Genomic DNA, 19,443 nt, shown 5'->3' on the forward strand with positions numbered 1-19,443 from the left:
TTAGTGAAAATTAGTGTAATTCGTGGCTAAAAAAAACGCCCGATAAATTCGGGCGCTTTTCAATATCAAAAATATATTTCTTAGTTTTTCTCAATCCATTTTCTAGCATTGACAAAAGCTTCATGCCAAGGAGAAACCTCGTCATTTCTGTCTTTTGGATAATGCGCCCAGTTCCATTGGAAAGTCGAGCGCTCAATATGAGGCATCATAACCAAATGTCTTCCTGTTTTATCACACATCATTGCTGTGTTGTAATCAGATCCATTAGGGTTTGCAGGATAACCTTCGTAAGCATATTTCGAAACAATGTTGTATTTGTCTTCTGAATAAGGCAATTTGAATTTACCTTCTCCGTGAGAAACCCAAACTCCTAAAGTGCTTCCAGCTAATGTAGATAACATAACCGAATTGTTTTCTTGAACTTTCACAGAAGTAAAGATACTTTCGTGTTTCTGGCTTTCGTTGTGGTGCATTTTTCCGTGAACTTCATGTTCTGGATTAATAACTTCCAATTCCATAAACAACTGGCATCCGTTACAAATTCCAACAGAAAGAGTATCTTCTCTTTTGAAGAAATTATCTAAAGCTGTTTTTGCTTTTTCGTTGTATAAGAAAGCTCCAGCCCAACCTTTAGCAGAACCTAAAACATCAGAGTTAGAGAATCCTCCAACTGCTCCAATAAACTGAATATCTTCAAGCGTTTCACGACCCGAAATTAAATCGGTCATGTGAACGTCTTTTACATCAAATCCAGCCAAGTACATAGCATTTGCCATTTCACGCTCAGAATTACTTCCTTTTTCACGAATAATAGCTGCTTTTGGTCTTGGTTTAGAATTGTCAATTTCTGGTTTCTTTCCTGTAAAGTGTGCTGGGAAAGTATAATTTAAAACCTGATTTTTATAGTTTTCAAAACGTGCCTGAGCTCTTCCGTTTTTAGATTGTTTTTGATCTAATAAATAAGAAGTTTCGAACCAAACATCTCTGTAAGTTGGAATGTCTAAAATCCAATTTCCAACTTCTAAAGAAGCTGTAGAAGTTACAGAACCAATTTTGAAGAATTCAATATTATTAGCATTTAATTTAGCTTCAACAGCTGCGTCAGATTTAGCTTGGAATACGATTCCGATGTTTTCAGCGAAAAGGATTTTCAACAAGTCTTTTTCCGCGAAAGCGCTGAAATCAATTTTAGCTCCAAGGTTCACATCAGCAAAACACAATTCTAATAAAGTAGTGATTAAACCACCGCTTCCGATATCGTGACCCGCTAAAATTTGGGTTTCACCAATTAAATCCTGAATCGTATTAAATGCATTTTTGAAGAAAGCCGAATCTTTAATTGTAGAAGTTTCATTTCCGATTGTATTTCTAATTTGTGCAAAAGATGAACCTCCTAATTTGAAATCATCTTGAGATAAATTGATATAATAGATTGAATCTCCGTTTTTCTGCAAAACAGGTTCAACAACTTTTCTAATATCAGTACAGTTTCCAGCAGCAGAAATAATAACCGTTCCAGGCGCAATTACTTCGTCATTTGGATATTTTTGTTTCATCGAAAGTGAATCTTTTCCTGTCGGAATATTGATACCCAATTCGATTGCAAAATCTGAACAACCTTGTACAGCATCATATAAACGAGCGTCTTCACCCTCATTTTTACAAGCCCACATCCAGTTTGCAGATAATGAAATTCCTTTTAATTGATCTTTAATTGGAGCCCAGATAATGTTTGATAATGATTCTGCAATAGCATTTCTACTTCCTGCAACAGGATCGATCAAAGCAGCAATAGGAGCGTGCCCAATAGAAGTTGCAATTCCTTCTTTTCCTAAATAATCCAGCGCCATAACTCCAACGTTGTTCAAAGGCAATTGTAACGGACCTGCATTTTGTTGTTTTGCCACTTTTCCTCCAACGCAACGGTCAACTTTATTTGTTAACCAGTCTTTTGAAGCAACCGCCTCTAAACGTAAAACGTCTTTTAAATAGGTTTCGAAATCTGCAGCGTTGTAAGCAACATCAGCATATTTTCTATCGATAGTTTTATCTGTCATAACCGTTTTTGGAGAACTTCCGAAGAAATCTTCTAAAGCATAATCCATCGGTTTTGAACCATTTGATTTTGATTCGAATGTAAAACGGTGATCTCCCGTTACATCTCCAACCTCGTACATTGGCGAACGCTCTCTGTCGGCAATTCTTTGTAATGTATCAATATCTTTTTGGCCAATAACCAATCCCATTCTTTCCTGAGATTCGTTACCGATAATTTCTTTTGCAGAAAGAGTTGGGTCGCCAACTGGTAATTTGTCTAAATCGATCAAACCTCCAGTTTCTTCAACCAATTCAGAAAGACAGTTTAAGTGTCCTCCAGCTCCGTGATCGTGAATAGAAACAATTGGATTATTGTCGCTTTCTACTAAACCGCGAATGGCGTTTGCAGCACGTTTTTGCATTTCAGGGTTAGAACGCTGAATCGCATTTAATTCGATTCCTGAACCGAAAGCTCCAGTATCTGCAGAAGAAACCGCAGCACCACCCATTCCAATTCTATAATTTTCTCCACCAAGAATTACGATTTTATCGCCTTCTTGTGGTTTGTGTTTGATTGATTGATCTAATTTTCCGTATCCAATTCCACCAGCTTGCATGATTACTTTGTCGTAACCAATTTTACGGTTTTCTTCTTCGTGTTCGAAAGTTAAAACAGAACCTGTAATAAGTGGTTGACCAAATTTATTTCCGAAATCTGAAGCTCCATTTGAAGCTTTGATCAAAATATCCATTGGAGTTTGGTACAACCATTTTCTTTCTTCAACCGCATTTTCCCATTTTCTGTCATCGTTCAAACGAGAGTAAGAAGTCATATAAACCGCAGTTCCAGCTAATGGCAATGAACCTTGACCTCCAGCTAAACGGTCGCGAATTTCTCCTCCAGAACCTGTTGCAGCTCCGTTGAAAGGCTCGACTGTTGTTGGGAAATTGTGTGTTTCGGCTTTTAATGAGATAACCGAATCAAATTCTTTTATTTCGTAAAAATCAGGTTTATCTGCCGATTTCGGTGCAAATTGCTGCACTTTTGGTCCTTTTACAAAAGCAACGTTGTCTTTGTAAGCAGATACAATATCGTTAGGATTTTCCTGAGATGTTTTTTTGATTAATTTGAAAAGAGAAGTTTCTTTTTCTTCACCGTCGATTACAAATGTTCCATTAAAGATTTTGTGACGGCAGTGTTCTGAATTTGCTTGTGAGAAAGCAAAAATTTCAGAATCAGTTAATTTTCTTCCAAGTTTAGTCGAAAGATTATTTAAGTAATCAACTTCTTCTTCGCTTAAAGCTAAACCTTCTACTTTGTTGTAAGTTGCAATATCATCAATCTCTAAAATTGGTTCTGGCTGAATGTTGATAGTGAAGATTTCTTGATCTAATTCGTTGAATTTTTGAGAAAGCATTGGGTCAAAATCAGTAAAATCTTCCGTTGCAGGGTGAAATTCTTCAATTCTGATAATGCCAGAAATTCCCATGTTTTGAGTAATTTCTACAGCATTTGTACTCCAAGGTGTAATCATAGTTGCGCGAGGACCAACAAAGAAACCTGTCAATGCAGATTTTTCAATCTTATTCGCGTCGGCAAAAAGCCAGTTTAATTTTGAAATGTCTTGAGCTGAAATTTCGTTTTGCGTTTGTACTGCAAAAACAGTTTTGCTTTGGTTTTCAAAGAAATGGATCATTTGTGTAGTTTGTTGTATTGAGGTGCAAATTTAGTCAATCTAAACCGAAAAAAAAAGCAAGAAACTGAGCCTTTTTAATTATTTATTTTTCCTCTTTTTTGCCCTAAAAATGCAATTTTTTTGCTGATTTTGGCTTCCAAAATTTAACATTTTTTGATCCCTAATTTTTCCTTGTAAACACGTGTCATTTTTCAGCTTTGAATCAAAAAAGCACTTTTTCGCGAATGTTAGATTCTTAAAATATAATTACAAATTTTTCTAAAGTAAATCCGAGAAATTTGCAGAATTGGTAAATTTTAATCTCGCAAAGACGCGAAGGCGCAAAGATTTTTTGTCTTTTTTTGTCATTTCTCCTCCGTCGAAATGACAAATTTTTGGATAATTTATTTAAAAAACATGGCGACTTTGAGCCTTTGCGCGCAAAATTCGCAAAGAACTTAAATTTTCTTAAATCACTTATATGGTGGAAAAATTATTTTGGGAAGTCCTGACTCTGATAAGCGCCCAAATCCGGAGGAGAAGTTCTTGTAATTCCTAAAATATCAAGCGGAATTATATAAGCCGGATTCCCTTTCGCGAAAGCGGCAGAAGTTTTATCAATATTCAATTTATTCTGATTGACATTATAAAACTTCGGATTTTCATTCAGAATAATGTTGTTATAATGTTGTGTGTCCGTTTTGAATTGATAATCTGGGTTTGTTGTAGAACTGCTGAATTTCAAAAGACAATTGTTCAACTGATAAACAAACGGCGCATTTGTATTTTTGCTTAAATTGAATTCGTTTGTGTTTGAACCATAAATGATGCAATTATTGAAAGTCGCCTGCGTAAGCGGATTCGTTTCAGGTGTTTTTCCGGCCAAACTATTGCTCAAATTGACCGCAAAATGCGAACTGCTTTGCCAATTATTATTGAAAGTACAATGTATAAAACTATAATTTCCACCATAAACACAAGATAAACTGGATAATCCACAATAATTAATAACTAGATTTTCTCCGTTTATTAAAGTGTTTTGAGCCAAAATCCCATATTCGGAACAATTGTAAATTTGGGTGTTTTTAATTTGAATCGTACTTGCTGTATTTCTGATATCTAATCCCGCAACAGCATTTTTCAGCGTTAAATTTTTGATCGAATGGTTATTGCTTCCGTTTTCCAGAATAACGGATATCCATTGCCCTGGAATATCAGAATAAAGAGATTCTAAACGATCGCCTTCAAAAATCACTTCATTCTCGAGTTTTTCGGTTGTCGATTTTGCGCCATTAATTTGTAGAGAAGCATTTTTGCCAACATACAATCCAGAATTAGTGTGAAAATGAATTCTAGAACCTGCTTCAAAAGTTACTGTTTTATTTTCTGGAACTCCCGCGTAACCGTAAATTACATATGGTTTTTGTTTGGTAAAAATCAGTTCGTTTCCGTTTGCAGGGTCATTTTCGCTTAAATAAAATCCGTCAACATCTTTACCGTCAATTTTGATTTTTTCTTTTGTTCCGTCAGGATTTTGATTTGGATAAAGAAAAACAGCGTCCTGAATCAAAGTAACCAAAGCGACTTCTTGCAGATTCGCGCCACTGTCAAATTGGATTTCATCCGTATAAAGAAAATCAGTCGGATTTGCGTCTGTAATATCTGCCGTAGTTTCGATAAAGATGTACAAACTATCTTTTGCTAAGAGTGTGACGTCTTTGAAGATTTTTCCGTTGTTGCCACTCATTCCGTCAACCGTCATGCGGTATTTTGAGTTCAAGCCTTTTTTGAACTGCACAATCGGAATCGAAATGTCATTTTTGCTACGGTTGTAAACTTTCAATTGATACGTGCTTGAACCGATATTTTTAAAAACAGTATCCAAATAAACAGTGTCTTTTGAAAACTTCAAATCTCCAGTGCTGGCAACAGTATCAAAATCAGTTCGGCAAGAACTAAAAGATAGAATTAAACCCAGAACTAAGATTGAAAAGTATTGACGCATTTGAATGATTTTTTAGCCACGAATTACACAAATTTCCACGAATTTTATTTCAATTTAATTCGTGGAAATTTGTGTAATTCGTGGCAACATATTTTTTTAAATCCTTTTAATCTGTGTAATCTGTGGCAAAAAAAATAACCAAAGATTAATATTTGATTGTTTTTGTAAAAATAGCAAAAAACTGACAAGTTCATAAATGATTTTTAATTTTAGAATCGGATTTTAGATTTATGTGTTATCTTTCTTTAATTTTACGATTTTAAAGTTTATTTTAATGAATTATACAAAAGAGCAAATTTTAGCGCGCTGTAATGAGTTTTCGAAAAACACATTAATGGAAACGCTGAAAATTGAATATATCGATGCAGGAGAAGATTTTTTAACTGCAAAAATGCATGTAAATCCGAGCGTTCACCAGCCAATGGGATTGCTTCATGGCGGTGCTTCTGTAGCTTTGGCGGAAAGCGTTGGAAGTGCGGCTTCTTTCTTTTTTATCAATCCGAAAGAGCAGGAAGTAAGAGGGATTGAAATTTCGGCAAATCACTTGAAAAGCATTCGCGAAGGGTATGTTTTTGGGACAGCCAGAATTATCCATAAAGGAAGAACAGTTCACTTGTGGGAAATTAGAATTACTGATGAAGAAGGAAATTTGGTTTCGCTTTGCAAATTGACGAACATGGTTTTGGACAGAAAGAAAAGTGAATAAATTATGAATCCATTTTTCTTAAAAATTAAAAATCATAAAGAGCAGAATTTGCCTTTTGTGCTTTATTCAAAACCCAATACTTCGGATCTAGTTGGGATTTTACAACAGAATAATACTTTATTTACCGTTTCAGATTATAGCGAAAAAGGATTTGTTTTTGCTTCTTTTGATGAAAAACAATTGATTCTGATTCCAGAAAATGAATCTGAAATTATTACTTCTGAAAAAGAAATTACTTCATTTGAACCAATCGAAATTGACGATTTAAATTTTGATCCAGAAGCTAAATTTCAGTATGAATATTTGGTTGCGCAGGGAATTCAGGCAATTAAAAATGAAGAATTCAAAAAAGTAGTTTTGTCGAGAAGCGAGGAAGTGCCTTTGTCTGAATTTGATTTCATTGAAACTTTTCAGCATTTGGTTCAATTATATCCAGCGACTTTCTGTTATTGTTTTTTTCATCCAAAAATTGGACTTTGGATGGGAGCAACGCCAGAAAAACTTTTGAAGGCAAACGGAAATGTTTTCGAAACCATGGCTTTGGCGGGAACACAGAAAGACAATCAGGAAACCGATATTGTCTGGCAGCAAAAAGAAAAAGATGAACAGCAATTTGTAACTGACTTTATCGTAAAAAGACTCAGGGAATTTACAGCTTCGGTTGTAGTTTCTGAACCTTATAGTTTAAAAGCCGGATCGATTTGGCATATTAAAACCGATATTTCGGGAGTTTTAAAAGAAAATTCTACATTGGAAGAAGTGATTGATACGTTACACCCAACTCCAGCCGTATGCGGACTTCCAAAAAAGAAATCAAAAGCTTTTATTTTGGAAAACGAAAAGTATGATAGAACTTTCTATACCGGTTTTTTAGGTGAATTAAATAGCACTTTTTCAGGAAACAACGCAAGTTCCGATTTATTTGTAAATTTACGATGCATGCAGATTCAAGAAAATAAAGCGATTTTGTACATGGGCTGCGGTATCACAAAAGAAAGTAATCCCGAAAAAGAATGGGAGGAAAGCGTCAATAAATCAATGACGATGAAAAGAGTTTTGAGAAAATAAGTTTCAAGTTTAAAGTTTCAAGTTTTAGCATGTATAACCGCAAAGTTCGCAAAGATTTACGCTATGAACGCTAATTTTTTTTGCGAACCTTGCGCTAAACCTTTGCGAACTTTGCGGTTAAAATTATGTTCAAAGTCAAGCAACTTGAAACTTGAAACCTGAAACAAAACAAACAAAAAACAAAAAACAAAAAAACAATGAAATTAGACATATTAGCCTTTGGCGCACATCCAGACGACGTAGAATTAGGTTGTGCTGGAACCATTTTAAAAGAAGTTTCTCTAGGGAAAAAAGTTGGGATTGTTGATTTGACGCGTGGCGAATTAGGAACGCGCGGGACGGCAGAAATTAGAGATCAAGAAGCAAAAGACGCTGCAAAGATTTTAGGTGTTCTAGTTCGTGAAAATCTTGCAATGCGCGACGGTTTTTTTGTGAACGATGAAAAACATCAATTAGAAGTCATTAAAATGATTCGTAAATATAAACCTGAAATTGTTTTGTGCAACGCAATCGACGATCGTCATATTGATCACGGAAAAGGAAGCAGATTAGTTTCTGATGCTTGTTTTTTATCGGGTTTGATGAAAATTGAAACTTCTATTGATGGAGTGCCACAAGAAGCTTGGAGACCTAAAGTTGTGTATCATTATATTCAATGGAAAAACATTACTCCAGATTTTGTTGTAGACATTACTGGCTTTGAAAAAAAGAAGGTCGAAGCGATTTCAGCATACAAAACGCAGTTTTACGACCCGAACTCAAAAGAACCTGCGACGCCTATAACAAGCAAAAACTTTTTTGAAAGTTTAAATTACCGCGCGCAGGACTTAGGAAGATTAGTTGGTAAAGATTTTGCCGAAGGTTTTACTGTTGAAAGGTGTTTGGCAGTCAATAGCTTAGAAAATTTGATTTAATTTTTATGAAAATTTTTCATTTTTTTCTTTGCAGAACTGAACCTTTGTTCTATATTTGCACTCGCTAAGCAAAAATGGTGGTTGTAGCTCAGCTGGTTAGAGTAGCGGTTTGTGGTGCCGCGGGTCGCCGGTTCGAACCCGGTCAGCCACCCAGATTTAAAGCCTTGAAGAAATTCAAGGCTTTTTTTGTGCGTTTTTTTAAAACCATATAAGTTATATAAGTTCAGTTTAGATTAAGGCTGAATAATTAATAAGGTTTAAAAAAGAAGATTTAAATAAAGAAACTAATATTCAAATATAGCCCGTGGTTGCAACCACCGGGATGCTAAAATAGATATAGAAATAAATCGTGATATGCGTTGCGCTCCAGCGATTGAAACCGCTGGCTATGTTTTCTAATATGACCTCTATTTGATTTTTTATTGAAATACAACCAAAGTCTAAAATGAACTTATATCACTTATATGGTTCAAAAAAACAAAAAAAAGCATGACGGTTACATCATGCTTTCTTGCGGTTATTATATTTGGTTTATGTATTATTGAATTTCTTCAAAGGTTGTACCTTGTTTGATGTCTCCGGTTTTAAAACCTTTTTTGAACCAGTACATTCTTTGTTCAGATGTTCCGTGAGTGAAGGAATCAGGAACTACATGTCCTTGCATTTTGCTTTGAATCGCGTCGTCTCCAACTGCATTTGCTGCACTTAAAGCTTCATCAATATCTCCGGTATCTAAATTCTGCTGATTGTAATGTGCCCAAACTCCCGCATAAAAATCGGCTTGAAGTTCTAGGGCAACAGAAAGTTTATTAGCCTCTGCTTCACTTTTTCCTTCTTGTTCCTGACGCATTTTTGCCGATGTTCCAAGTAAAGTCTGAATGTGATGACCAATTTCGTGCGCTATAACATAAGCAATCGCAAAATCACCTCCTTTTGCACCAAATTTGTTTTTTAATTCCTCAAAAAATGCCAAATCCATATATACTTTTCGATCGCCCGGACAATAAAATGGTCCAGATGCTGATGATGCTCCACCACAAGCAGTTTGAACAGAACCTCTAAAAAGAACTAATTTCGGTTTTTCATAAGTCATGCCATGCTCCTCAAAAATTTTGCCCCAAATATCTTCGGTATCAGCCAAAGTCACTCTGACAAAATTGCCCATTTCCTCATCTTCTTTGCTTAAAGGAGCTGCAGCTTCTGTCTGAGTCTGCCCGCCTTGCATTTGTTCCAAAACTGGCGCTATTTGCTTGCCTGTTTCTCCGCCAAAAACATTCAGCAACAAAATAATAATTCCGACAACGCCACCTCCAATTGCTACTTTGCCTCCAGAAATCGATCTTCGGTCTTCAACATTATCGCTTTGTCTTCTGCCTTGCCATTTCATAATCTATTATATTTAAACTTATTATGTTTTTATTAATACGAATTTATATATTTTTCGGCAATAATAAGGCAACGGAAACCAATTTGTTTTCAACTATTTGAGCCATTTTCGCAAAGCTTCTTCTACAGTGCCTCTGATGATCGGTTTTGAAATATAATCATTCATTCCGGCAGCGATGCATTTGTTCTTTTCTTCTTTTTCGGCACCTGCAGTTACGGCAATAATCGGAATGGTTTTGCCAATTTCGGAAACTCTGATTGCTCTTGTGGCTTCATAACCGTTCATAATCGGCATTTGAATGTCCATAAAAACAAGATCAGGATTGATGGTTTCTATTTGTTTTACGGCTTCATAACCGTTTTCACACTCATAAACAATAGCATTTATGTTGATGTTTTTTACAATAGTTTTTAAAAGCAGCATGTTGACTTTGTTGTCTTCTACAATCAAAATCGTGGCTTTTTTTAGATCCGAATCGCCATTGAGCTCGTAATCATATTCAAAACCGTTTGAAAGCGCTTTTAGTTTTTCATTGATTGTATTTTCGCTTGTTTTAAGGCTTAAATCAAAATAAAAAGTACTTCCTACATCAATTTTGCTTTTAAGCTGCAAACGGCTTTCCATCAAAGCTAATAACTGATTTGAGATGGTAAGTCCTAAACCGGTTCCTCCAAATTTTCTCGTTGTAGAACTGTCTTCCTGCGAAAAAGCTTTGAAAATTTTCTTCTGATTTTTTTCTAATATTCCAATTCCGGTATCAATAACTGAAAAACGAAGAACATGATAATCCTCGTATTTTTTTTCAAGAACAGAAACATTCAACTTTATGGAACCTTCATTTGTGAATTTGATAGCATTTGACAAAAGGTTGATCAGAATTTGTTTTAATCTCACAATATCTGTCCAAATATATTTTGGCACATTCGGATCCACATTTAATTCCAGCAAAAGATTTTTTTGATTGGATTCGTAAATAATCAAATCAAATATTTGTCCGAGTATTTTTTGAAGATCGTATAAATCAATATAAAGCTCCAATTTTCCGGCTTCAATTTTCGAGAAATCTAGAATGTCATTAATGATTTCAAGCAATGAATGTGCCGATTGATTTATGGTCGTCATGTATTTTTCCTGAATTTCTTCAAGATTTGTTTTCATCAATAAATGCGTAAATCCGATAATTCCATTAAGCGGCGTACGGATTTCGTGCGACATATTGGCCAAGAAATCCGATTTCGATTTATTTGCGGCTTCGGCAAGTTCTTTGGCTTTAATTGCATCTTCACTTTCCTTGATTTTGGCCTGATTGCGATGACGGTCTAAAGCCGATGAAATATTATTAGCTAAAGTTTGATAGATGTAAATCTCATCATCCGTCCATTTTCTTTCTTTTGTACAATCATCAAAGCCAATAAATCCTGAGAAAACATTATTAGAAAACAACGGCAGAATCAAGATCGATTTAATGTCGTTTGTAACCAATAAATTTTTGAAAAACGTATCTTCAAGATTTCTTGTCAGTGTGCTTAGTACTTTTTTGCTTTGCGAATGAACAATGATTTCTTTTAAATTGTCTTCTGTAAATTTTTGAAGTTCGGTTATTTGATGTTCAACGCCATCTCTTGACCATTTATATTGCTGGCTGATGGTGTTGGTTTCAAAGTCTTTTTCGTAATAAAAAATATGATCGGCTTTTGAGGCTTTTCCAATGATATTATACGTTTCTTCAAACATTTTTTGAGGTCCTTTGCTCAACAAGAATTTCTCTGTACAAAGTGCCATTGCTGAAAGTAAATCACTTTTTAATTCCAGTTTTTTCTCGGCTTTAAGCCTCATTTGCGAAGAAATTGCTAGCGAAATAACATCGGCAATTGTTCTCGCATAATTGATGTCCTCGTTGTCCCAGTCTCTTTTTTCGCCGGTACTTTCAAAACAGGCAACTCCTGCAAGTTGTCCGTTTAAGAAAATCGGGACATCCAGCATGGATTTGATTTTGTTTTTTGTGAAATACGCTTCTTGAAATTCAGATGTTTCTAATTTATGAAAAACATCAGGCGCATTGATGATGGCTTTACTTTTTAAAGTCTCAAAATAAATTGGATACGACTCTTTATCGAGAATATTTTTGTCGCTTAAAGTCTGATTATCACGACTGAATAAATTTTTGCATGTAATGACGTCGTTCGAAAATTTCCAGAAACTTACTCGGTTGGCTTTTGAAACAATGGCAGCTTCTTTAATTATATAATCGATTACGGTTTGCATATTGGTGTAATCGCTGAAATTTGTCGTCGAAAGTTTTTTGGTCGAATTATTATAGGCTTCGATTTTTTCTAAACGTCTTTTTTTCTCGTTTTCAATATTTTTTAGCTCGGTAATATCCCTTGCAATTCCGGCAAAACCAGTTGTGATTCCCAAATCATTTTTGCGGACAATTACTTTTTGGGAAATCCATAATTCTTCGCCATTTTTCTTTAAAATCGGGATTTCTATGGTTGGATAATTAAGTTCGTTTTGTTCCAAATTTTCATAAAAATCAACAGCACTGCTAATGTGATCTTCATGAATAAAATTTGAATAGTGCTGAAAAATAACTTCGTGTTCGCAATATCCTAAAATAGAAAAACCAAACTCGTTTATAAAAGTGAAGTGACCGTCAATACTTATTTCAAAAATAATATCGGTCGCGGTCTGAATCAGATTTTTGTATTGATCTTGAACGATTATTTGTTCAGTAACATCTTGTCCAATGCTGATAATCAGGTCTTCTGAGAATTTTTTGTCTTTCCATTGAATGTATTTGAATTCTCCGTTTTTGCCTTTTAATTTCCGAATGTATAATTTGTTGTCAATATAGTTGTTGTAGTAATTATGACTGCTGAATTCTGAATCTTCAGTAAGTTTCCAAAATTCAAGCGCCATAACGTCATCTGGATGATAACCTAAAATTGAAGTAATGGTTTCGCTGCAAAATAGTAATTCGCCGTTTTGATTTGTTGCAATGGTTAGTGAATTTCCTTTGTGAACAATTTCGTTTGTAAACCTATAATTGTCTTTATTGTTTTGCCGGACCGCATATTTTACTTGGTTTATAATGAATATTACAATAGTAAAATCAATTAAAAGTATTGATGATTTTAGCGGAATGAGCTGAAAAACAACTGTAGCGCTTAAAAATAAAAACGTCAAAGCCGCAAAAAACCAATATATTTTTATTGGTTTTAATATGCTATATGAAAAGAAAAAGGAAATTAGAAAAGTGATAATTGGCAACACATCACCTGGCAGGTAAATGATATTGCGTGCCACATAAGCGATGTAAAAAAAGAAAGAAACAATAAAAATATTCTGAATCCGGTCATTCAGGTATTTTATTTTGTCAGTGAGCAAATAGGTGAGCAAAACGCCCGAGCCAATTATGGTATTGTTTATAAGGAGGCTTGTTGGTCGGATTTTGAAAATTTCATTGATAATTTCAATCACAATCACAGCAATTCCAAAAAACAGTATGTAAAGTTGATATTCTTTACTAAGAGTTTCTGTTTCTTTTTTCTTCTGAATAAAATAACCGATTCTCTTTTTTATTCTGAAAAATTGGTAAACCAATATTCCTAAAAAGGCAACTAAAGAAAGTCCTAGTATGATGAGTTTAGGATTGTTATAGAAAATGACATCTGAACTGAAAACAAACCAATTTGTTATAGTCGATTTCAGGCTATTGCCCATGCAGGCAATTCCTGAAATCAAGGTACTATAAAAACTGTAGTTTTCTGCCATAAGACTTGGGAATGTACGGTTTAGTTAATAGTATTTTAGGGATTTCCAAAAGAGTAGGTTAGGCTCTTTTTAATTAGAAACTCTATTTATTATAAATCCGACTGACCAATAGCGTCAATTGAATCTTCGTCTTGTTCCTTTGTGAAAATGCCGTAATAAGTAGCATAAATCAAAGATGTATTAAAAATTACTGTAAAAAATAATCCGATACCGCAGGCAACAACTCCAACTATAGAACCGATCATTCCTAAAATAAATAAACCGAAAATTAACAGCGGATTTTTTCCAACTAATGTAATGCTTCCTTTGATAGCATCAACAGCTTTTAGATTTCCAAAAACGATTAAAGGAACCATGAAATACATGAAATAATTAATAAAAATTGAAATTCCTGCGCCTATAAACACATAACCAGCACTTTCAAGACTATTTGCAATAATATTATTGATAGCGCTGATAATTAAAGTAGCGACAAATAATTGGCCAAAATAAGGTGCTTTATAGTAATAAAACATGGTCGAAACTTTAAACTCATTGTCTTTGTCTGCAGCATCTGCCATTTTAAAGAAACCTGCGCCAAAAGGAGCAAATATTGCTGTTATTAGAGATATTCCAATGGTTGAAATTATAGCATTTTCTAAAGTTGGTGGTGAAGGTTTCATGCTTTCTTCGATTATTTTAGGAGCATGTTCAAGGCCATAAATAGATGCTACCGTTATCACTGCAGCAACTCCAACGACAACGCAAACCAAAAATATGATTAATGCTGAGTAAAGTGCGATTTTTTTATAATTTTCGAATGCGTGGTCAAATACGGTAGAAAAATCTAATGAGTAGCCATTGTTTTTGATGTTTTCGATTTGAGCAAGAGTAGATTTCATTTTATTATGGAATTGTTTATACTTTTAGAATTTACGCTGGTTTTTGAAACGTAAATATAGTATTTTTAATCAATTACATATGATAATCTACAAAATTAACAAAGACATTTTTTAAGAGCTTAAAGCCAGTCTAATAATCGTTTAAGAGAAGTCAGTTTGTCTTTATACGGAGCGTATCGCATAGGTAAGTCGAGCCAGTTCCCTTTTTTTACGACGGCTTTATGATGAGAGAAAATATCAAAACTCAGCTGGCCATGATAAGCCCCGATGCCACTGTGACCAACACCGCCAAAAGGAAGTCTTTTGTTTGAAAAATGAACTACTGTATCGTTGATGCAACCACCTCCAAAAGAGTAGTTTGTGATTAGTTTTTTTGCAAAAGTATTGTTTTCGCTAAAAACGTAAAATGCTAATGGTTTTTCGTACTTGCTAACTACATTTTCAATATCAGCTTCATTTTCATAGGAAAGAATTGGTAAAATAGGACCAAAAATTTCTTCTTTCATTACAGGGCTATCTAAATCTGGTTCTTCGATCAAAGTTGGCGAAATGTATAGTTTTTCAGCATCAGTTTCGCCACCAAAAATCACTTTTTCGCGTTCGATCATGCTATCCAGACGAAGCCAGTTTTTAGTATTGATGATACGGGCAAAATCAGGTGATTTGTCTATTTTTTTTCCGTAGGCTTTTAAGATTTCATCAATCAAAAAAGTAATGAAATTAACTTTCATGTTTTTTTGAATCAGAATATAATCGGGTGCAATGCAAGTCTGACCGGCATTGATGAATTTTCCCCAGACAATTCGTTTTGCAGCCAGTTTTAAATTGGCGGTTTCATCAATTATGCAAGGATTTTTTCCGCCCAATTCTAAAGTTACAGGGGTTAAGTTTTCGGCAGCAGCTTTGGCAACAATTTTCCCGACAGCAACACTACCCGTAAAGAAGATATAATCCCAGCGTTTTGCCAACAATTTATCTGAAACTTCAACACCTCCTTCAACAACTTCTACATGTTTGACATGAAATGTTTTAGAAATGATTTTAGCAATAATAGCTGAGGTGTGCGGTGTGAGTTCTGAAGGTTTTAAAACCACTCTGTTTCCGGCAGCGACAGCAGCAATTAATGGGCAAAGTGCTAATTGAAAAGGGTAGTTCCAAGGTGCAATTACTAGAACTTTTCCGTAGGGTTCTTTAAAAATATAATCGGTTGAAGGGAAATTGAGAAGTGACGGAAAAATGTTTTTAGGTTTTGCCCAAGAATTAATGTTTTTGATGGTATCTTTTAATTCCGAAATAACATAGTTTGTTTCCGTTAAAACAGCTTCAAATTCTGGTTTTTTAAAATCATCGTACAGCGCTTTTACAATTAAATCTTCGCTTTTTTGAATGTTGTACAACAGTTTTTTAAGCGTTTCTTTTCTGTATCCGATGTCGTTTTTGTAGTCCATTTTATGATTAGCTTGTTTCTATGACTATGCAAGTTAATCGATAAAATTTAAAAAATTAACAATTATATCATAAAAATCACACAGCGTTCCAAATTGTTTCGTCTGGAACAGGCGCAATAATTGTAATATTTTCTTTAGAAACAGGATGCACAAAAACCAGTTTTCTTGCATGAAGATGGATTCCTCCGTCAGGATTGCTGCGATCGGCACCATATTTTAAATCTCCTTTTATTGGAGAACCAATTGCCGACAATTGCGCTCTAATTTGATGATGACGTCCTGTATGAAGATTAATTTCTAAAGCTGTATAATTTTGAAGTTCTTTAATTATTTTGTAATCCAAACTTGCTAGTTTGCTGTCTGGAACTTCTTTTAAATGCGCTTTTGAAGTATTGTTTTTTTCGTTTCTTTTAAGATAATGAACCAGTTTTGCTGATGCTTCTAGAGGTTTATTTTTAACAACCGTCCAATATGTTTTTTTAGTTTCGCGATTGCTGAACAACTCGTTCATTCGTGACAAAGCTTTACTAGTTCTGGCGAAAACCACAATTCCAGTTGTAGGACGATCTAAACGATGAATAACGCCTAAAAAAACGTCTCCCGGTTTATTATATTTAGCTTTAATATATTCTTTCACAACATCAGACAAAGGTTTGTCGCCCGTTTTATCTCCCTGTACAATATCTCCCACGCGTTTGTTGACCACAATAATGTGATTGTCTTCATGCAATATCTGTAAGTTGTCTTTATTGGAAATAATTTTCATAATGAAGAATTTCGAATTATTTGAAGAAATTCGGCTAAAGCCTTTGATGTTATCTTAAAAAGAACCTCCAGCTAAAGCTGGAGGCAATTTGATTTTTAAACCTTTGTTCCTATGAACCTTTGCAACTAAAACCTAAAAAAACTTAGTCCCTTAGTACCTTAGCATCTCAGAAGCTTAAAAAATTAATATTGTTCACCAGCGTTTGGAAAATCTTTTGACTTCACATCGGCAGCATATTGACCAATTGCTCCGGTCATTAGCTCGTATAAATTCAAGTAACGACGCAAGAAACGCGGACTGAATTCATTGTTCATTCCTAGCATATCGTGAATAACTAAAACTTGTCCGTCAACACCGCCACCGGCACCAATCCCAATAACAGGAATTGAAATACTGTCGGCTACTTTTTTAGCAAGATCAGCAGGGATTTTTTCAAGAACGATTGCAAAACAGCCTAATTTTTCAAGGATTTTAGCATCTTCCATTAATTTTTCTGCCTCTTGTTCTTCTTTTGCTCTTACCGTGTAAGTTCCAAATTTGTAAATAGACTGAGGTGTTAAACCCAAATGTCCCATAACTGGAATTCCAGCATTTAATATTTTTTTGATTGATTCTTTAATTTCTTTTCCGCCTTCTAATTTTACAGCATGTCCGCCGCTTTCTTTCATGATTCTGATAGAAGAACGCAAAGCTTCTTTTGGGTCCGACTGATAACTTCCAAAAGGCAAATCTACTACAACTAAAGCCCTTTCCACAGCACGAACAACCGATGAAGCATGATAAATCATCTGATCTAAAGTAATAGGTAAAGTTGTTTCGTGTCCCGCCATCACATTTGATGCCGAATCACCTACTAAAATCACATCAACACCAGCGGTATCAACAATTTTGGCCATTGTAAAATCGTACGCCGTAAGCATAGAGATTTTTTCTCCATTGCTTTTCATTTCAATTAATGATTTGGTAGTGATTCTTTTATAATCTTTTTTAGCAACTGACATTCTGTAGTAGTTTTAGTTTTTTATAATGATTTTAAAAGCAGTTTTATGCCTTTAAAACGTGATTTTTAGTTTGCAAAATTAAGTAATATATTTTAACAATCGGCCATATTAACCGCAATTGCTAATCCGCCTTCAGAGGTTTCTTTGTATTTGGAATTCATGTCTTTAGCCGTTTCCCACATGGTGTTGATAACTTTGTCAAGAGGTACTTTTGCGTTTTTTGAATCGGTTTCAAGAGCTAATTCTGCTGCATTTATCGCTTTTATGGCGCCCATTGTATTTCTTTCGATGCACGGAATCTGAACCAGACCGCCAATTGGATCGCATGTTAAACCTAAATGATGTTCCATAGCAATCTCGGCAGCCATTAAAACCTGAGCAGGAGTACCGCCCATTAATTCGCATAACGCCGCTGCGGCCATTGATGAAGAAACGCCAATTTCGGCCTGACAACCTCCCATTGCGGCTGAAATAGTTGATCCTTTTTTAAAGATACTTCCAATTTCTCCGGCAACCATTAAAAATTGTTTGATTTCTTTTTCGCCCGCATTATGGTTTTCAATTACCATATAATACATTAAAACAGCAGGAATTACGCCTGCGCTTCCATTTGTAGGCGCTGTAACCACTCTTCCTAAAGAAGCGTTTACTTCATTTACAGCCAAAGCAAAACAGCTTACCCATTTTAAAATCTGGCGGAATTTAACTTCAGTTTTTCTGATTTCTTCCAACCAAGATTGCGGATCCGTATAATTTGATAAGCCAATTAAATTTTGATGCATATCAAAAGCTCTTCTTCGCACATGAAGTCCGCCGGGAAGAATTCCTTCGGAGTGGCAACCTATGTACATGCATTCAAGCATCGTATTCCAAATGCGCATCAATTCTGAATGAATTTCCTCTTCAGAACGCATCGATTTTTCATTTTCGTAAACAATTTCAGAAATCGATTTGTTTTCAGAAATCGTATAATTCAAAAGTTCAACAGCATTTTGAACTGGGAACGGAAAAGCACATTTTATAACTTCTTTTATTTTGGCATTTTCGCGTTCTTCTTTCACAACAAAACCACCACCAATCGAATAAAAAGTCGATTCGTATTCGGAATCGTCATTTTTATAGGCTGTAAATTTTAAACCGTTGGCGTGAAAAGGCAGAAAGTCTTTATTGAAAACAATATCCTGTAGAAAATAAAATGGGATCGTGTATTGATTGGCCAAAATAATTTCATGTTTGTCTTCAATAGTTTTGATAATTCCGGCAATATCTTCGACCGGAATATATTCAGGATCCTGTCCGCTCAAACCCAGCATTACGGCCAAATCTGTAGCGTGCCCTTTTCCAGTTAACGAAAGCGAGCCATACAAATCGACTTTTACACGCTTGATTTGATCTAAAATAGATTCGCTTTTCAACTCTTCTAAAAAGCGTTCTGCGGCTCTCCAAGGACCCAAAGTGTGTGAGGATGAAGGTCCAACACCAATTTTAAGCATATCAAAAACAGAGATACATTCTTCCATTGTTTCAATTTTGTTATCACAAAGATAATTGAATAATGCAATGATGATTCGCTTTTGATTGTTAATGTTGCATTTTTGTTAAAAAAGGTATTAAATATTAATAATTTGGCAACAAAATAAATTTAATTGCTTAATATGCAGTTTACGTAGAAAGTTAGCGTTTTTTCGGTATTTTTGTAGAGAGCCTAACACTAAAACAGCTTAAATTGTTTGGTATAATTAAAAATTACGTCAAGATTTTTTTTAATTCTGAAAAT

Annotated in this window: 12 protein-coding genes and 1 tRNA gene; 4 read left to right on the forward strand and 9 right to left on the reverse strand. The window is 34.8% G+C overall.

The window, feature by feature from the left end; all coding sequences use genetic code 11:
- Nucleotides 1-80: 80 nt before the first annotated feature.
- Together purL and FND99_RS09945 are read right to left on the reverse strand one after the other, a co-directional pair.
- A complete protein-coding gene (gene purL, locus FND99_RS09940; RefSeq protein WP_144337837.1) occupies nucleotides 81-3,734 on the reverse strand; it encodes a phosphoribosylformylglycinamidine synthase in 3,654 nt (1,217 codons plus the stop codon).
- 472 nt (nucleotides 3,735-4,206) lie between these two features.
- Complete coding sequence (locus tag FND99_RS09945; protein WP_144337838.1) at nucleotides 4,207-5,718, reverse strand: hypothetical protein; 1,512 nt, start codon at nucleotides 5,716-5,718, stop codon at nucleotides 4,207-4,209.
- Between the two features lie 274 nt (nucleotides 5,719-5,992).
- Between FND99_RS09945 and FND99_RS09950 the strand changes: the two genes are divergently transcribed.
- The 4 genes from FND99_RS09950 to FND99_RS09965 all read left to right on the forward strand — a co-directional run bounded on the left by FND99_RS09950 (nucleotide 5,993) and on the right by FND99_RS09965 (nucleotide 8,557).
- Complete coding sequence (locus tag FND99_RS09950; RefSeq protein ID WP_144337839.1) at nucleotides 5,993-6,424, forward strand: PaaI family thioesterase; 432 nt, start codon at nucleotides 5,993-5,995, stop codon at nucleotides 6,422-6,424.
- Nucleotides 6,425-6,427: 3 nt separating this feature from the next.
- Entirely contained in the window at nucleotides 6,428-7,492 is a 1,065-nt protein-coding gene (locus FND99_RS09955; protein ID WP_144337840.1) for a chorismate-binding protein, read from the forward strand.
- A 197-nt stretch (nucleotides 7,493-7,689) separates the two neighbouring features.
- Nucleotides 7,690-8,406: a bacillithiol biosynthesis deacetylase BshB1 gene (bshB1, locus tag FND99_RS09960; protein WP_144337841.1), complete on the forward strand. Its 717-nt coding sequence runs from the start codon at nucleotides 7,690-7,692 to the stop codon at nucleotides 8,404-8,406.
- A 77-nt stretch (nucleotides 8,407-8,483) separates the two neighbouring features.
- Nucleotides 8,484-8,557 (forward strand) — tRNA-His (locus FND99_RS09965).
- A 387-nt stretch (nucleotides 8,558-8,944) separates the two neighbouring features.
- On the opposite strand, the gene ypfJ is transcribed toward FND99_RS09965, so the two are convergent.
- The 7 genes from ypfJ to FND99_RS10000 form a co-directional block, all read right to left on the reverse strand.
- Nucleotides 8,945-9,793, reverse strand: coding sequence for a KPN_02809 family neutral zinc metallopeptidase (gene ypfJ / locus FND99_RS09970; RefSeq protein WP_144337842.1), 849 nt, complete (start codon nucleotides 9,791-9,793; stop codon nucleotides 8,945-8,947).
- Between the two features lie 93 nt (nucleotides 9,794-9,886).
- On the reverse strand, nucleotides 9,887-13,570 hold the full coding sequence (locus FND99_RS09975) for a response regulator (RefSeq protein ID WP_144337843.1): 3,684 nt from the start codon (nucleotides 13,568-13,570) through the stop codon (nucleotides 9,887-9,889).
- A gap of 89 nt (nucleotides 13,571-13,659) precedes the next feature.
- Nucleotides 13,660-14,451, reverse strand: a complete 792-nt coding sequence (locus FND99_RS09980; protein ID WP_144337844.1) for a DUF2189 domain-containing protein — start codon at nucleotides 14,449-14,451, stop codon at nucleotides 13,660-13,662.
- A 119-nt stretch (nucleotides 14,452-14,570) separates the two neighbouring features.
- Nucleotides 14,571-15,899, reverse strand: coding sequence for an aldehyde dehydrogenase (locus FND99_RS09985; protein ID WP_144337845.1), 1,329 nt, complete (start codon nucleotides 15,897-15,899; stop codon nucleotides 14,571-14,573).
- 76 nt (nucleotides 15,900-15,975) lie between these two features.
- Nucleotides 15,976-16,665 (reverse strand): RluA family pseudouridine synthase, encoded by a 690-nt coding sequence (locus FND99_RS09990; RefSeq protein ID WP_144337846.1) that lies wholly within the window; start codon nucleotides 16,663-16,665, stop codon nucleotides 15,976-15,978.
- 182 nt (nucleotides 16,666-16,847) lie between these two features.
- The gene (gene panB / locus FND99_RS09995; protein ID WP_144337847.1) at nucleotides 16,848-17,666 is read right to left on the reverse strand and encodes a 3-methyl-2-oxobutanoate hydroxymethyltransferase; all 819 of its coding nucleotides are present in this window, start codon (nucleotides 17,664-17,666) and stop codon (nucleotides 16,848-16,850) included.
- A 92-nt stretch (nucleotides 17,667-17,758) separates the two neighbouring features.
- Complete coding sequence (locus tag FND99_RS10000) at nucleotides 17,759-19,186, reverse strand: L-serine ammonia-lyase (protein WP_144337848.1); 1,428 nt, start codon at nucleotides 19,184-19,186, stop codon at nucleotides 17,759-17,761.
- Between the last annotated feature and the right edge of the window lie 257 nt (nucleotides 19,187-19,443).

The organism is Flavobacterium daemonense, from assembly GCF_007341385.1.
GTDB classification, from domain to species: Bacteria; Bacteroidota; Bacteroidia; order Flavobacteriales; family Flavobacteriaceae; genus Flavobacterium; species Flavobacterium daemonense.

Coding starts and splice junctions, on each gene's coding strand:
- FND99_RS09985 (WP_144337845.1), bottom strand. CDS start 15,899: ATGGACTACAAAAACGACATCGGATACAGAAAAGAAACGCTTAAAAAA.
- panB (WP_144337847.1), bottom strand. CDS start 17,666: ATGTCAGTTGCTAAAAAAGATTATAAAAGAATCACTACCAAATCATTA.
- purL (WP_144337837.1), bottom strand. CDS start 3,734: ATGATCCATTTCTTTGAAAACCAAAGCAAAACTGTTTTTGCAGTACAA.
- FND99_RS09975 (WP_144337843.1), bottom strand. CDS start 13,570: ATGGCAGAAAACTACAGTTTTTATAGTACCTTGATTTCAGGAATTGCC.
- FND99_RS09980 (WP_144337844.1), bottom strand. CDS start 14,451: ATGAAATCTACTCTTGCTCAAATCGAAAACATCAAAAACAATGGCTAC.
- FND99_RS10000 (WP_144337848.1), bottom strand. CDS start 19,186: ATGGAAGAATGTATCTCTGTTTTTGATATGCTTAAAATTGGTGTTGGA.
- bshB1 (WP_144337841.1), top strand. CDS start 7,690: ATGAAATTAGACATATTAGCCTTTGGCGCACATCCAGACGACGTAGAA.
- FND99_RS09990 (WP_144337846.1), bottom strand. CDS start 16,665: ATGAAAATTATTTCCAATAAAGACAACTTACAGATATTGCATGAAGAC.
- FND99_RS09945 (WP_144337838.1), bottom strand. CDS start 5,718: ATGCGTCAATACTTTTCAATCTTAGTTCTGGGTTTAATTCTATCTTTT.
- ypfJ (WP_144337842.1), bottom strand. CDS start 9,793: ATGAAATGGCAAGGCAGAAGACAAAGCGATAATGTTGAAGACCGAAGA.
- FND99_RS09955 (WP_144337840.1), top strand. CDS start 6,428: ATGAATCCATTTTTCTTAAAAATTAAAAATCATAAAGAGCAGAATTTG.
- FND99_RS09950 (WP_144337839.1), top strand. CDS start 5,993: ATGAATTATACAAAAGAGCAAATTTTAGCGCGCTGTAATGAGTTTTCG.